Below are 14019 nucleotides of genomic sequence, written 5' to 3'. Positions count from 1 at the left end.
GCGTACGCCCTGGCCTGACGGGCTGGAGCGCCCTTCACGCGAGGGCGCTCGGAAGGGGATGAGATGGTGCGGGCGATCCGCGGTGCGACTCAGGTCGAGTCCGACGACCGCGATGCGATCCTGTCGGGTGTCACCGAGCTGGTGACCGAGGTGATGTCGCGCAATGAGCTGACGACCGACGACGTGATCAGTGTGATCTTCACCGCGACGCCCGACCTCACGGCGGAGTTCCCGGCGCTGGCCGCGCGCAAGCTCGGGTTCCACGACGTCCCGCTGATCTGCGCCTCGGAGATCGACGTGCCGGGGGCGCTGCCCCGCGTGGTGCGGCTGATGGCCCACGTGGAGACCGACCGTCCCCGGCAGCAGGTCCAGCACGTCTACCTGCGCGGCGCCGTCGCGCTGCGGGTGGACATCGCGCAGTGAGCGGCGTCCGGGGCATGGCGAGCGAATCATGGCGTTGCATGGTCATTTGCGAAGCGGGAAGCCGGTGAGTCCTCTGGACAGCGTCCTGGTCGTCGGTACCGGGCTGATCGGCACCTCGGTGGCCCTCGCCCTGCGCGAGCACGACGTCGAGGTCAGGCTGGCCGACCTCGACCCGGGCGCGGTACGGCTGGCGAGCGAGCTGGGCGCGGGCCTTCCGTGGTCGGCGCAGGAGGGCGGCCCGGCGTTCGACCTCGCGGTGATCGCCGTGCCGCCGCAGTACGTCGCGGCCGAGCTGCTCGCGTTGCAGGAGCGGGGCGTCGCCCGCCACTACACCGACGTGGCGAGCGTCAAGGCGCTGCCGCTGGCCCAGGCCGAGAGCCTGGGTTGCGACGTCGCGAGTTTCGTGGCGGGGCATCCGCTCGCGGGGCGGGAGCGGTCGGGGCCGGCCGCGGCCAGGGCCGACCTGTTCCTCGGGCGGCCCTGGGCCTACTGCCCGACTCCGGAGACCTCGCCCGCGGCCGTGGAGACCCTGCTCGGGCTGATCAAGCTGTGCGGGGCCGAGGCGGTTCGGGTGGGGGCCGAGGAGCACGATCGGGCCGTCGCCGTCGTGTCGCACGCGCCCCATGTGACGGCCGCGGCGGTCGCCGCCCGGCTGGCCGAGGCGCCGGAGACCGCGCTGGGGCTGGCCGGCCAGGGGGTACGTGATGTGACGCGCATCGCGGCGGGCGACCCGGCGCTGTGGACCGGCATCCTGTCGGGCAACGCGCTGCCGGTGGCCAAGGTGCTCGAAGCGGTGGCGGCCGACATCGCCGCGGCGGCTGCGGCGCTGCGCCGTACGGCCGGGCACGACGTCCCGGACGGCGAGCCGGCCTCGGGCGGACGGGCCGACGACCTGGCCGGGATGCCGTGGGTGACCGCGCTGCTCGAACGCGGTGTGACCGGCACCGGGCGGATCCCCGGCAAGCATGGCGGTCCCGCGAGCGTCTACGCCAACGTTCAGGTGATCGTCGGCGACCGCCCCGGTGAGCTGGCGCGGCTGTTCCAGGTCGCCAAGGAGGCCGGGGTCAACATCGAGGACGTCCGGCTGGAGCACACCCCCGGGCTGCCGCTGGGCGCGGCAGAGCTTTCGGTACAGCCCCAGGCGGCGGACACGCTGATCGGCGCGCTGCGCGCGCACGGCTGGCATATCCCCTGATCGGGCCAACGGGCCGGTGCGGTTGACAGGCACCGGCCTTTGGTGTTTCATAGTGGTAACAGCGTTACCTCATAGAAACGCTTGTGACCACTTCGACTTGGGGGACTTGCCATGACGAGCTTGGAGAAGAACCCGTTCCAGGGCGGCTACGCCCCGGTGACGGAGGAGATCACCGCCTTCGACCTGCCGGTCACCGGCAGGCTGCCGGAGAGCCTGCGCGGCCGGTTCCTGCGCAACGGGCCCAACCTGCTCGACCTGGAAGACCCGCACCCGCACCTCCTCGTCGACAACGGCATGGTCCACGGCGTGCGGATTCGGGACGGCAGGGCGGAGTGGTACCGCAACCGGTGGGTGCGCTCCGACAAGATCGCCGCGGCCCTGGGGGAGAAGCCGCGTCCGGGCGGCATCAGCGAGGCGTCCAGCACGCACGTCATCGGGCACGCGGGCATGACCCTGGCCCTGATGGAGGCCGGAGCGCCGGTCGTGGAGCTGACGTACGAGCTGGACACGGTCGGACGCACCGACTTCGGGGGCACGCTGCCGGGTGGCCTCACCGCGCACTCCAAGATCGACCAGCGGACCGGGGAACTGCACGCGGTGGCCTACGACGTCGCCCGGCACGACAGTGTCCAGCATGTGGTGGTCAGTCCGGCGGGGCAGGTCACGCGCGTCACCGACATCGCCGTCACCGACGGGCCGATGATGCACGACTTCGCTCTCACCGGTAAGTACGTGGTCGTGTACGACCTTCCGGTGACGTTCAGCATGGCGGCGGCGGAGGCGGGTGTGCGCCTGCCGTACGCCTGGAACGACGCGCACCGGGCACGGGTCGGGCTGCTGCCGCGCGACGGCGGCGGGAAGGGCATCCGCTGGTTCGACGTCGACCCCTGCTGGGTGTTCCACACGCTCAACGCTTACGACGACGGCGACCGTGTGGTCATCGACGTGGTCGCCTACGACAGCCTGTTCGTGGACGCCAAGCTCCCCACGGGCGGCCCGCCCGCGCTGGAGCGGTGGACGATCGACCTGGCCGTCGGCGCGGTGAAGCGCGAGCGGCTGGACGATCGGCCCCAGGAGTTCCCGCGCATCGACGAGCGCAGGTCGGGCCTGGCGCACCGGTACGGCTACACCGTCCAGACCCAGGAGTTCCTCAGGCAACTGTCGCGCGACGCCCAGGATCTCTCGGACTTGCCCGCACCCGCGTTCGGCGCCGCGCTGCTCAAGCACGACTTCCGGACAGGGAGCCGCGAGGAGCACTTGTTCCCGCGCGGCTTCTACGCGAGCGAGCCGGTCTTCGTACCGGGCGACCCGGAAGCGGAGTCCGCTGAGGACGACGGATATGTCATGACCTACGTCCACAACCCGGACCGAGACGCGGCCGATCTGGTCGTTCTCTCGGCCCAGGACTTCGCCGGAGGGCCGGTCGCCACCGTCCACCTCCCCGCCCGGGTGCCGCTGGGCTTCCACGGCGGCTTCGTCCACGACGCCTCCTGAGTCACCCCCCCCGGGGGCCGATGCCGTTGACAGGCATCGGCCCTAAGGCGTTGAATGCTGGTAACGTCGTTACCATCTAGAAACGACGTAACTAAGCAGGCGATGGGGGAAACCTACGATGACGACCGCGGAGAAGAACCCGTTCCGGGGCGGCTACGCCCCGGTGACAGAGGAGATCACCGCCTTCGACCTGCCGGTCACCGGCACATTGCCGGACACGCTGAACGGCCGGTTCCTGCGCAACGGGCCCAACCCGCTCGACCTGGACGAGCCCAGGCCGCACCTCTTTCTGGGCAACGGCATGGTGCACGGCGTGCGGATGCGGGACGGCAGGGCGGAGTGGTACCGCAACCGGTGGGTCCGCTCCGACGCGGTCGCCGCGGCTCTGGGGGAGGAGCCCCGGCCGGGGCCGCGCTTCGACGGCCTCGACTCGAACGCCAACACGCACGTCATCGGGCACGCGGGCAAGACGCTCGCCATGGTGGAGAGCGGGCTGCCCATCCAGGAGCTGACCTACGAGCTGGACACCGTCGGACGGTACGACTTCGACGGCACCCTGCCGGGCGGCTTCGCCGCGCACTCCACGGTCGATCCGCACACCGGGGACCTGCACGCGGTGGCCTACTACTTCGGCTGGCCGGATCGTATCCAGCACCTGGTGGTCAGCCCCGCGGGCCTGGTCGAGCGCGCCGTGGACATCGCCGTCAAGGACGGGCCGATGGTGCACGACTTCGCGCTCACCGGCAAGTACGTGGTGCTGTACGACCTTCCGGTGACGTTCAGCACGGCGGCGCTGGAGGCGGGCGTGCGCCTGCCGTACGCCTGGAACGACGCGCATCCGGCGCGCATCGGGCTGCTGCCGCGCGAGGGCGGCGGCGAGGACGTCCGCTGGTTCGACATCGACCCCTGCTGGGTGTTCCACACGCTCAACGCCTACGACGACGGCGACCGCGTGGTCATCGACGTGGTCGCCTACGACAGCCTGTTCGTGGACGCCAGGCTCGACGGGGGCGGTCCTCCCGCGCTGGAGCGGTGGGTGATCGACCCGGCGGTCGGCTCGGTGAAGCGTGAACGCCTGGACGACCGGGCCCAGGAGTTCCCGCGCATCGACCCGCGCAGGGCGGGCATGCCGCATCGGTACGGCTACACGGTCGACACCGAGGAGCTTCTCGTCCAGTTGCCGCGCGGGGCCCAGGATCTCGCGGAACTGCCGGCGCCCGCGTTCGGTGCGGCGATCATCAAGCACGACCTCCGGGGAGGAGGCCAGGAGGAGCACCTGTTCCCGCGCGGCTCCTACGCGAGCGAGCCGGTCTTCGTACCCGCCGATCCGAACGCCGATGCCACCGAGTCCGCCGAGTCCGCCGAAGACGACGGATATGTCATGGCCTATGTCCACAACCCGGACCGTGGAGCGGCCGACCTGGTCATTCTCTCGGCTCAGGACTTCGCCGGAGGCCCGGTCGCCACCGTCCACCTGCCCGCCCGGGTGCCGCTGGGCTTCCACGGGAATTTCGTCTTCGACGAGTCCTGAGGGCCGATCGGCGTCCCCGCATTGACAAAACGAGGCTTTACGTAAAAGCTTGTTCTTGAGATGAGGGACGTCGTCTATCTGGACCGGCTGGAGCAGGCCGAGGCGCTGCTCAAACCCATGCGCGTGGAGGTGCTGCGCCGGCTCGCCGAGCCGCACTCGTGCACCGAGGTGGCCAAGCAGCTCGGCCAGACACCGCAGCGGGTCTACTACCACGTCAAACAACTGGTCGCGGTCGGCCTGGCCGAGCAGGTGAGCGAGCGCCGGGTGCGCGGCATCAACGAGGGCGTCTACCAGGCCGTCGCGCGCTCCTACTGGCTCTCGCCCGCCCTCGTCGGGCGGCTGGGGCCGCGCCGGTCGGAAGACCGGCTCAGCCTGGGCTACCTGCTCAGCCTGGTCGAGGAGGTCCAGGCCGATATCGCCAACCTCGACCGGACCGCCCCCGACCTGCCCTCGCTGGGCATCTCGGGGCGGGTCTGCCTGCCCGAGGAACGGCGGCCGGAGTTCCTGGCCGACCTGAGGGAGGCGATGCAAGGCCTGTTCGAGAAGTACGGCGGCGCGGAGGGCTCGACCTTCCGCGTCGCCCTGGTCTGCTATCCGGCCGCCCAGGAGCCCACCGCGGCGCCCACCACGGCGCCCACCACTGGGCCTGCTACTGGGCCCTCGGCCCCCGGCCCTGTGGCCGACGACGGCGCCGAATCCTCGAACGCTCCCAAACACCGGTAGCCTCGACTGCGAACACATCGGCAGGCTTTGCGCACAGGCGAATAAGGAGTGGCCGTGACCGGACTGGTCGTCGCCATGGACGGTCCTTCTGGATCGGGCAAGTCCAGCGCGTCCCGCGGGGTGGCGCGGGCGCTGGGGCTTCGCTACCTCGACACCGGGGCGATGTACCGCGCGGTCACCTGGTGGATGCTCCAGCAGGGTGTCGAGCCGGCCGACCCGGCGGCGATCGCCGCGCGCGCCGCAGACCCCGTGCTCGACGTCGGCACCGACCCCGACGGGCCCACGATCGCCGTGGGCGGCGTCGATGTGGCCGGTCCCATCCGGGGGCCGGAGGTCACCGCCGCGGTCTCCGCGGTGAGCGCGGTCCCCGAGGTCCGCGCCCGGCTCGTCGCCGCGCAGCGGGCCGTCATCGGCTCGGGCGACATCGTGGTGGAAGGCCGCGACATCGGCACCGTGGTCGCCCCGGGAGCGCAGGTCAAGGTCTACCTGACGGCCAGCGCCGAGGCGCGCGCGCTCCGCCGTACGGCGGAGCTGGCCGGCACCACGGTCGAGGCCCAGCGGGCCGCCATGGCGCGGCGTGACGCGCTCGACTCCACGCGTAAGGCCGACCCCCTGGTGCGGGCCGATGACGCCGTCGAGCTGGACACGACCACGCTCACCCTCGACGAGGTGATCGCCGAGGTACTGCGACTGGTAAAGGAAAGAACGTGACGGGGGAGCGGTTCGACGAGGGCATAGACGAGGGCTGGGTCGAGTTCGGCGAGTTCGCCGAAGACATGGCGGAGCTCGCGGCGGAGGAGGAGGCCGACTCCGGCCCGCTTCCGGTGGTCGCCGTGGTCGGCCGGCCCAACGTGGGCAAGTCCACCCTGGTCAACCGGATCATCGGCCGCCGTGAGGCGGTCGTCGAAGACGTGCCGGGCGTGACCCGCGACCGGGTGACGTACGAGGCGACCTGGCGGGGCCGCCGCTTCACCGTGGTCGACACCGGCGGCTGGGACCCTGAGGCCACCGGCATGGCCCAGCGCATCGCCGAGCAGGCCCAGGTGGCGGTGGAGCTCGCCGATGTGATCCTGTTCGTGACCGACGTCACCGTGGGCGTCACCGACGCCGACGAGGCCGTCGCCCGGGTTCTCCGGCGCGCGGGCAAGCCGGTCGTGCTGGCCGCCAACAAGGTCGACGACCAGCGCGCGGAGCTGGAGGCCGGGGCGCTGTGGTCGCTCGGCATCGGCACCCCGCACCCGGTCTCGGCGCTGCACGGCCGCTCCAGCGGCGACCTGCTCGACCTGATCCTCGACGCGCTGCCCGAGGCCCCCGCGCAGCGGTTCGGCCCCGAACGCGGCCCGCGCCGGATCGCCCTGGTCGGCAAGCCCAACGTGGGCAAGTCCTCGCTGCTCAACAAGCTCGCGGGGGAGGAGCGGGCGCTGGTCGACCCGATGGCCGGCACCACCCGCGACCCCGTGGACGAGCTGGTGGAGCTGGGCGGCAAGACCTGGCGCTTCATCGACACCGCTGGCATCCGCCGCCGCGACCGCGAGCTGCAGGGCGCCGACTTCTACGCCAGCCTGCGCACCAGGGCCGCCCTGGAGCGCTCCGAGGTCGCGGTCGTGCTGATCGACGCGAGTGAGCCGCTGACCGAACAGGACCTGCGGATCATCTCCCTGGTGGTCGAGACCGGCCGGTGCGTCGTGGTCGCCTTCAACAAGTGGGACCTCGTCGACGAAGACCGCCGCTACTACCTGGAAAAGGAGATCGACCGCCAGTTGGTGCGCATCCCCTGGGCACTGCGGGTCAACATCTCCGCCAAGACCGGCCGCCACGTCGACCGCCTGGTCCCCGCCATCGAACGCGCCCTCGACTCCTGGGCCACCCGCGTCCCCACCAGCAGGCTCAACGCCTTCCTCACCGAGCTGATCCAGGCCACCCCACCCCCGGTCCGCGGCGGCAAGCAGCCCAAGATCCTCTTCGCCACCCAGGCCTCGGTCGAACCGCCCAAGTTCGTCCTGTTCACCTCCGGCTTCCTCGAGGACACCTACCGCCGTTTCATCGAACGCCGGCTCCGCGAGGAGTTCGGCTTCGCCGGTTCCCCGGTAGAAATCAGCATGAAAATCCGCGAAAAGCGCTTCGCCAAAAAACGCGGATAGCCACTGCCCCGGTACGGGGAGATATCGTTTGCCGCCAATGTGGCGGCAGGTGTATTTTCCTCTGTGCCCGTCACCGGGACGGGCACAGAGGGGGTGAGATCGCGGTGAACGCGTTCCGGCGGATCGCGGGTTCGTTAGGCGTCGGCGCCTGCCTGCTGGCGATGTCGGCGTGTCAGGTGGCCGGGGAGAGTTTGCAGAAGGCGCTCGATGAGGCGGTCGCTCCTGCGGATGTGATAAAGGCGGATGCGCCGTTCGCGGGGTCCAAGGCGGAGGAGTTCGGGGACGGTGCGGCGGCGATCGTGGTGCCGCGGGCGGTGAAGGTCGGTGCCTTTTCCCGGAAGGACGTGGCGGCGGCGTACCGGACGGCCAAGAAGATGCTGTCGGCCGCCTACCTGGACCGGGTGACACTACAGGGTGGAAAGCCTGCGGCATTCGCCCGGCTCCTCGACCCGGAGCAGCGCAAGGATTTCCTGAAGAACCTCGACCACAAGAATCAGAAAAAGAACAGCCGCGGCGAGGTGGCGAGTTTCGCCAAAGGGCAGGCGGAGCTGGTCGGTGATGTCATCAAGGTGCAGGGCGAGATGTCGGCCAAGCCGCGTAAGGGCGATGACGGCGGACCCGAATTGCGGGTCACGTACGAGTACCGGTTCGTGTACGCGGTGCGTAAGCCGGGGACGGACCTGATCGCCCGGGTCATGGCCTATGACAAGGGCGCCTACGACTTCTGGCGGGACGCCCCCGGGGCGAGTCTGCGGCACTGGTGGATGGGGTCGGACGACAGGTGGCAGGCCGGTGTCGAGTGTGAGCCGGACGACGGCTTCATCTGGCCGTCCTACCCTGATGCCGCGCCGACCGGGGTGCAGCCCTCGGGCCCGGTCCAGGACGCCTACGCCGACGGCAAGTCCACCGATGAGGACTGCAGCAGCGTCGGGGACATCTGACCCGGCCCGGTCGCTCTCTTCGGCATCTCGCCGCCGATCGCGCTCCCACCTGTGACAATGGGAGCCAGTGATGATGCCGGAGATCGCGTTTTCCGCGCTGCACCCCGAGGTCCTTTCGGCGCTGCGCGCGGCGGGGTGGACGCCAGGGCGGAAGGTCGCGACGGTGTCGTGGGTCGAGCCGCTGGCCCGGGCGGGTCATGTGGTGAGCCCGCTCGCCGAGGCCGTGCTGGCGTCGCTGGGCGGGCTGGTGATCCAACCGGCCGCCGGGGGCGAGTCGTGCTTCCTGAACGGCGAGCCGTTCAGCGTCGATCCGCTGGCCGCCGGGTCCGGGCAGCGGGCGATGGGCATGGCGATCGAGTCGATGCTCGGCGGGAGCTATTTCCCGATCGCCGAGTGGCTGAGCTATTCGAGCGTGTTCCTTGAGGCCGGGGGCCGGATGGTGGCCTGCGGGCTGGGCTGGATCTGGGAGCTGGGCGGCACCTTCGAGGAGGGGCTGGAACTGGCCGTACGCGCACACCGGCCGCTCGTGTGCCTGCACGCCGACCCCGGGCTTGATCCGTGGCCCTGAGGCACGGCCGAAGTCAGCGTTCCCGGGTCGCCGAGACCAGCGCGAGCACCGCCGCCACCGCGCACAGCCCGGCGGTGAGCAGGAAGATCTCGGTGTACTCGGTGTGCAGCGCCGCCTTGACCTTCGACTGGTACTCGGCCAGCCGCCTGGCGTACTCCGCCTCCTCCACCCCGAACGGCAGCGGCGTGTCCAGTTTCGCGGTCAGCGACCGGAACCGGTAGAACCCCCACGCCGACAGCCCGGCGACGCCGAGCAGCATGCCCATCATCCGGGCGACGACCACCGCCGCCGAGGCCACGCCGTGCTCGGCGGCGGGGGAGACCCGCAGCACGGCCGAGGAGACCGGCGCGATCACCAGGCCGAGCCCGGCCCCGGCCACGATCAGGTCGAGGTCGATCCGGAAACCGGCGGCGGCCAGGTCGAGCGGCCACTGACCGATCCTGACATATCCGGCGGTCGCGACGGCCAGACCGGCCACCGCGACGGTCCGCTCACCGAGCCTCCTGGCCAGCAGCCCGCCCGCCAGCGCCGTCACCGCCAGTGCCACCAGGAACCTGGTCAGCACCAGCGCGCCGCCCACGGAGTCCAGGCCGAGCAGCGTCTGCGCGGTGAGCTGTACGTCGACCAGCGTGACCAGCAGCGCCGCACCGCTCAGGAAGCTCACCCCGAGCCAGCCGAAGAACGGCCCCCGGCGCACCCGCGTGAGGTCGATCAGCCGGTGCCGGGCCCGCCGTTCCCACAGTACGAACGCCACGCCCACGGCCACGCCCGCGAGCGCCAGCGGCGGCCCCCACGGCGGTAGCACCGCCCGCTCCGGCTCGGGGTTGTAGAGCCCGGCCACCAGCAGGCCCAGCGCGAGCGCCAGCAGCAGCCCGCCGACGACGTCCGTGCGCGGCCGGTCGGCGTCCGCCTCCCCGGCCGGGGGCGCGGCCCCGCCCGGTACGGCACGCCACACCGCGACCGCCGCGAGTGCCGACAGCGGGACGTTCACCCAGAAGATCCCCCGCCAGCCGACCAGCGCGGCTACGCCCGCCCCGTACAGCGGGCCGAGGACGCTGCCCAGCTCCTGGGCCGCGCCCACCGCGCCGAGCGCCACCGGCCTGGCGTGCTCGTCCCACAGGTCGGCGACCAGTGCCATGGTGATCGGCAGCAGCGCGCCCCCGGCGAGGCCCTGCACGGCGCGCCCGGCGACCAGCAGCGGCACCGATCCGGCCAGGGCGGTCAGCGCGGACCCGGCGGCGAACCCGGCCAGGCAGGCCAGGATGAGCGACCGCCTGCCGTACCGGTCGGACAGCCTGCCGAGCAGCGGCATCGCCGCGACGTAGCCGAGCAGGAACCCCGTGACCACCGGGGTGGCCCGCTCCAGGCGGTTGAGCGGGACGCCGACGTCGGCGGCGATGTCGACCAGGACGGTGACCACCACATAGGCGTCGAGCGCGGCCAGCAGGACGGCGGTGCCGCCCACGCCCAGCGCCACACTGCGCCGGGCCCGCCGGGACGCGCCGCCGCCCGAGACGGCGGCATCAGAAGGAAGGGACGGAACGGTCACTTCGGCGCGGTCACCTGCACCGGGGCGTCGTACTCGCTGAGCGTCACGATCACCGTGCCGGACGCGTCGCCCTTGCCCAGCGGGACGCTGGCCTTCACCAGCCGGCCGTTCGACTTGTCCAGCCACAGCGTCGCGTCCGCCCCCTGCTGGACGCCCGGCACCACCGTGGACAGCGCCGCCTGCGGCAGCGTCGCGGTGACCCGGTAGGCGGCCACGCCGCCGACCTGCTCCTCGGCCTGGGTGGCCGCCTTGGTGGACGCCGCGAGCAGCGCGGGGACGCCCTTGGCCGGGTCGAGGATGGCCGACGGGTCGTAGAAGGCGGCGAGCTGCCGCCTGGTCATCGTCTGGTAGCCGCCAGTGGGCCCCTTGAAGTGGACGGTGTCGCCGAGCAGTACGAAGGCCAGCTCCTGCAGGCTGCCGATCACCTCGATCTGGACGGTGCCGTCGGCGTCGCCCGCGGCGGTGAGCCTGCCGTCCGCCTTGCGCACCGGGACCGGCGGGCTGCCCTCGGTCTCGATCGCGAACGCCGCGCTCTTGACCGTGCGCATCGCCGTCGCCGACTTCTTCATCAGCTCATCGCCCGGCGGCAGCGCCGAGCCCGACGCGCTACAGCCCGCCACGGCCACCGGCGCGACGAGCAGTGCCAGGCACAGCGCGAGCGCGCGTATCCGGGCCCTCACCGCAGGCTCTTCAGGTGGTCGATCACGGGGTCGAGGGCGCGCTGGAGATCGCGGATCTGGTCGTCGGTGAGCCGGTCGATGAAGTGCTGCCGTACGCCCGCCACGTGGTGCGGCGCCACGCGCTGGATGGTCTCCCAGCCCTGCTCGGTCAGCACCGCGAACGTGCCGCGCCGGTCGTCGTCGCAGCTCTCCCTGGTGACCAGCCCTGCCGCCTCCATGCGCGAGATCTGGTGGGAGAGCCGGCTGCGCGACTGCACGGTGGCGTCGGCGAGGTCGCTCATCCGCATCCGCCGCTGCGCGTTCTCTGAGAGGTTGACCAAGATCTCATAGTCGTTGAGCGACAGCCCGAACTCGTGCAACTCGCGGTCGAGCCGATGGGAGAGAAGCTTGTGGGCGCTGAGATGGGAACGCCACGCCCGCTGCTCGACCGAGGTGAGCCAGCGGGGTTCGTCGGTGCTCATGCCATGCAATCTATACGCAGGTGGCCGATCTCGTAGGGTCGCCGTGATGACCTTCATTGGCCACGAGTTCGGTGATCCACCGGGCCGGTTAGAGGTTTCTCATTCGATGCTCACGGTGCCCCAATGCGGCGCGGCGATCGTGGGACACGGCCGGGGGAGGCAGCGAGGGGAGGCGGGCATGCTCAGGCGACTACTGCGGCTCCTGCTGGCCGTCTCGCTGATGCTCGCTCTGGGCTGGGGGGTCACCGGCGCGGCGACCGGGGGCGTACGGGGCGTACCGGGGGCCGTGCCCGCCGTGCCCGCAATACTCGCTGACGACGACGATGACGGCGGCGGCGATGACGACGATGACGGGGACGAGGACGAGGCCCGGCGGCCACGGTACCGCCCGGTGACGCGCGCGGAGGGCAGGGCGGTCCGGCGCGGGGCCGCCAGGCCGTCCGGTACGGCCGCCGCCGGGGAGAAGCGCTCCGGCGGGGCGAGCGGGCAGCGGAAGGCCGACCCGGTACGCACCGCGCCACCCGGTGGAGAACCCGCCGCCGCGCCGGTGCCGCAGGGCGTGGGCCCGCCGGGGCGGCAGGAAGAGGTTCCGGTGGCGTCCCCGCACACCGGCGAGGCCGGCGCCGAGCGGCCCGGCGAGTCTCTGCGGGGCGGCGAGTCTCTGCGGGGCGGCGGGACGGCGCTGACCGGGGTCGACGGCGGGCTCGGCGGCACGGATTCGGCCGGGAGCGAGGGGGCGTGGGCGCTGGTGATGATCGCCCTGGCGGCCACCGGCGTGTTCCTCGGGGGCGCGTCCTGGCTGTCGCGCAGGCCCGTCATGAACGGCCCGGCGGCACACCGCCGCAAGCCGCAGGTCCGGCGCGCCACGGCGGTCCGCGCCCGCTGCCCCGGTCCGCCCCGCCGTACCCGCTGACCGCCGGCGCCGATCAGGTGGCGGGAGCGGCGGCGGCGCGGTCGTAGGCGGCGCGGGAGGCGACCACGGCGGGGCCGTGCCGTTCGGCCCAGGCGGTGAGCCCCACCAGGTGGTCATAGAGCTCGCGGGCCATCTCCGTGGCGGTGTACTCCACCTTGGCCGGCACCGTCGGGTAGACCGTGCGCGTGATCAGCCCGTCGCGTTCCAGGTTGCGCAGGGTCAGGGTGAGCATGCGCCGGCTGATGCCCTCGATCGACCGTTCCAGCTCGGTGAAGCGCACCGGCCCGCCCGCTGTCCGGATCAGCACGGCGATGCTCCACTTGCCGCTGACCCGGTTGAGCACGTCGAGGATCGCGCACGCCTGCCCCTCATCGACGTGCCCGGTCACATCCGTGTGCCGTTGTGACATGAAACTGCCTCCTTCCGCGTACGCCCTCCGTAACAAATGATGGCCCCTGGAACAGAACTTGTCCCAAGGGGGAAGGGGACCCAGGTGCCCGTCACCATGCCCGCCACGATGAACGAGGCGACACGCCGGCTGCTCGACGGCCGGAACTTCGCCACCGTCGCCACGCTCAACCCGGACGGCAGCCCGCACACGTCGGTCGTGTGGGTCATGCGGGAGGGCGGGGCCGTGTTGTTCACCACCACCGAACGCCGCCGCAAGGCACGCAATCTGGCCGCCGACCCGCGGATCAGCCTGTCGATCTTCGAGATGGGCGATCCGTACAACTACGCGGAGATCCGCGGCACCGCCGAACTGCTGGAGGACCCGGGCAAGACCCTCGGCGGCACTCTGTCGCACAAGTACGTGGGCGAGGACCCCCCACCGGAGCCCGCCGACGTACTCCGCCTGATCGTCAGGGTGACCCCGCAGAAGGTCTTCCACGCGTCCTTCGGTTAGCCGCCGGGGACCGATCGCATGGAAAGGGCCCGGCCGCCGGTAGTGGCGGCCGGGCCCTTTCGCCGCGCGCCGTGGGGGCGCGCGGTCGGCCGAGGACCTCGCCCGCCTCACATCTTTGGCCGGAGCGGGACGGACGGGACCTCCCATCGCGAACCGAACTGACACGCGGAGTGAGAAACGTACTACCCGATGCATGCAAGTTGGTTGCCACCGGTTAGTGTCGCAAATCCTGCGGCCTCATTAAAAGCAAGAGGTACGAGCCTTTGTGACATATCTCACGCTGGCACAAGGTGGATATACCGGGCTGCGAAACGGCATTCCCGCTGGTAAGGCGCGGTGTTTCGCGGGAGACTCGCCGACAGGCAGAGTTCCGAGGACCTCGTCCGTCTCACATCTTTGGCCGGAGCGGGCCGGGCGGGGCCTCCCATCGAAGGGAAGTGCAGATGCTCATTGAGCCATGCCCGCCGTACGGGCACGCCCTCGCCACCCGCGCCGC

The 14019-nt window shown here is 71.5% G+C and carries 15 protein-coding genes; 11 read left to right on the top strand and 4 right to left on the bottom strand.

Annotation, left to right across the window (positions count from 1 at the left end; translation table 11 throughout):
• Positions 1-63 precede the first annotated feature (63 nt).
• From aroH to ACH34R_RS00665, 9 genes are all read left to right on the top strand, one after another.
• Positions 64-423 carry a chorismate mutase gene (aroH, locus tag ACH34R_RS00705; RefSeq protein ID WP_397559328.1) on the top strand — a complete coding sequence of 120 codons (360 nt, stop codon included), beginning with the start codon at positions 64-66 and terminating at the stop codon, positions 421-423.
• Positions 424-451: 28 nt separating this feature from the next.
• The gene (locus tag ACH34R_RS00700; RefSeq protein ID WP_397559327.1) at positions 452-1618 is read left to right on the top strand and encodes a prephenate dehydrogenase; all 1167 of its coding nucleotides are present in this window, start codon (positions 452-454) and stop codon (positions 1616-1618) included.
• Positions 1619-1729: 111 nt separating this feature from the next.
• Positions 1730-3112 (top strand): carotenoid oxygenase family protein, encoded by a 1383-nt coding sequence (locus ACH34R_RS00695; RefSeq protein WP_397559326.1) that lies wholly within the window; start codon positions 1730-1732, stop codon positions 3110-3112.
• A gap of 118 nt (positions 3113-3230) precedes the next feature.
• Positions 3231-4643, top strand: coding sequence for a carotenoid oxygenase family protein (locus ACH34R_RS00690; RefSeq protein ID WP_397559325.1), 1413 nt, complete (start codon positions 3231-3233; stop codon positions 4641-4643).
• A gap of 60 nt (positions 4644-4703) precedes the next feature.
• Positions 4704-5366 carry a helix-turn-helix domain-containing protein gene (locus ACH34R_RS00685; protein WP_397559324.1) on the top strand — a complete coding sequence of 221 codons (663 nt, stop codon included), beginning with the start codon at positions 4704-4706 and terminating at the stop codon, positions 5364-5366.
• Between the two features lie 75 nt (positions 5367-5441).
• A complete protein-coding gene (cmk, locus tag ACH34R_RS00680; RefSeq protein ID WP_111168628.1) occupies positions 5442-6077 on the top strand; it encodes a (d)CMP kinase in 636 nt (211 codons plus the stop codon).
• 23 nt (positions 6078-6100) lie between these two features.
• On the top strand, positions 6101-7507 hold the full coding sequence (der, locus tag ACH34R_RS00675) for a ribosome biogenesis GTPase Der (RefSeq protein ID WP_397559782.1): 1407 nt from the start codon (positions 6101-6103) through the stop codon (positions 7505-7507).
• 104 nt (positions 7508-7611) lie between these two features.
• A complete protein-coding gene (locus ACH34R_RS00670) occupies positions 7612-8448 on the top strand; it encodes a hypothetical protein (protein WP_397559323.1) in 837 nt (278 codons plus the stop codon).
• Between the two features lie 70 nt (positions 8449-8518).
• A complete protein-coding gene (locus tag ACH34R_RS00665) occupies positions 8519-9016 on the top strand; it encodes an SUKH-3 domain-containing protein (RefSeq protein WP_397559322.1) in 498 nt (165 codons plus the stop codon).
• Between the two features lie 13 nt (positions 9017-9029).
• Here ACH34R_RS00665 and ACH34R_RS00660 read toward each other — a convergent pair whose 3' ends face one another.
• Genes ACH34R_RS00660 through ACH34R_RS00650 form a run of 3 tightly spaced genes read right to left on the bottom strand, consistent with a single transcriptional unit; the run spans position 9030 to position 11706 of the window.
• Positions 9030-10565, bottom strand: a complete 1536-nt coding sequence (locus ACH34R_RS00660) for an MFS transporter (RefSeq protein WP_397559321.1) — start codon at positions 10563-10565, stop codon at positions 9030-9032.
• Positions 10562-11245, bottom strand: a complete 684-nt coding sequence (locus ACH34R_RS00655; protein WP_233507965.1) for an LppX_LprAFG lipoprotein — start codon at positions 11243-11245, stop codon at positions 10562-10564. The genes ACH34R_RS00660 and ACH34R_RS00655 overlap by 4 nt, the downstream gene beginning before the upstream one ends.
• Entirely contained in the window at positions 11242-11706 is a 465-nt protein-coding gene (locus tag ACH34R_RS00650; RefSeq protein WP_111168612.1) for a MarR family winged helix-turn-helix transcriptional regulator, read from the bottom strand. Before ACH34R_RS00650 ends, ACH34R_RS00655 begins: the two co-directional genes overlap by 4 nt.
• Positions 11707-11884: 178 nt before the next feature.
• Between ACH34R_RS00650 and ACH34R_RS00645 the strand changes: the two genes are divergently transcribed.
• Positions 11885-12619, top strand: a complete 735-nt coding sequence (locus ACH34R_RS00645; protein WP_397559320.1) for a hypothetical protein — start codon at positions 11885-11887, stop codon at positions 12617-12619.
• A 13-nt stretch (positions 12620-12632) separates the two neighbouring features.
• Here the strand turns inward: ACH34R_RS00645 and ACH34R_RS00640 are convergent, their stop codons facing one another.
• Positions 12633-13028, bottom strand: coding sequence for a winged helix-turn-helix transcriptional regulator (locus tag ACH34R_RS00640; RefSeq protein WP_397559319.1), 396 nt, complete (start codon positions 13026-13028; stop codon positions 12633-12635).
• 84 nt (positions 13029-13112) lie between these two features.
• On the opposite strand from ACH34R_RS00640, the gene ACH34R_RS00635 reads away from it, so the two are divergent.
• Positions 13113-13523, top strand: a complete 411-nt coding sequence (locus tag ACH34R_RS00635) for a PPOX class F420-dependent oxidoreductase (protein ID WP_397559318.1) — start codon at positions 13113-13115, stop codon at positions 13521-13523.
• Positions 13524-14019 lie beyond the last annotated feature (496 nt).

The sequence above is a fragment of the Spongiactinospora sp. 9N601 genome (assembly GCF_044326295.1).
In the GTDB taxonomy this organism is placed as follows: Bacteria; Actinomycetota; Actinomycetes; order Streptosporangiales; family Streptosporangiaceae; genus Spongiactinospora; species Spongiactinospora gelatinilytica.
This window is presented reverse-complemented; position numbering and strand designations above follow the sequence as displayed.

What these genes read in the sequence shown, in the direction of transcription:
- aroH (WP_397559328.1), top strand. Translation starts at nt 64, where the DNA reads ATGGTGCGGGCGATCCGCGGTGCGACTCAGGTCGAGTCCGACGACCGC.
- ACH34R_RS00690 (WP_397559325.1), top strand. Translation starts at nt 3,231, where the DNA reads ATGACGACCGCGGAGAAGAACCCGTTCCGGGGCGGCTACGCCCCGGTG.
- ACH34R_RS00685 (WP_397559324.1), top strand. Translation starts at nt 4,704, where the DNA reads ATGAGGGACGTCGTCTATCTGGACCGGCTGGAGCAGGCCGAGGCGCTG.
- ACH34R_RS00695 (WP_397559326.1), top strand. Translation starts at nt 1,730, where the DNA reads ATGACGAGCTTGGAGAAGAACCCGTTCCAGGGCGGCTACGCCCCGGTG.
- ACH34R_RS00700 (WP_397559327.1), top strand. Translation starts at nt 452, where the DNA reads ATGGCGTTGCATGGTCATTTGCGAAGCGGGAAGCCGGTGAGTCCTCTG.
- ACH34R_RS00640 (WP_397559319.1), bottom strand. Translation starts at nt 13,028, where the DNA reads ATGTCACAACGGCACACGGATGTGACCGGGCACGTCGATGAGGGGCAG.
- cmk (WP_111168628.1), top strand. Translation starts at nt 5,442, where the DNA reads ATGGACGGTCCTTCTGGATCGGGCAAGTCCAGCGCGTCCCGCGGGGTG.
- ACH34R_RS00650 (WP_111168612.1), bottom strand. Translation starts at nt 11,706, where the DNA reads ATGAGCACCGACGAACCCCGCTGGCTCACCTCGGTCGAGCAGCGGGCG.
- ACH34R_RS00645 (WP_397559320.1), top strand. Translation starts at nt 11,885, where the DNA reads ATGCTCAGGCGACTACTGCGGCTCCTGCTGGCCGTCTCGCTGATGCTC.
- ACH34R_RS00665 (WP_397559322.1), top strand. Translation starts at nt 8,519, where the DNA reads ATGATGCCGGAGATCGCGTTTTCCGCGCTGCACCCCGAGGTCCTTTCG.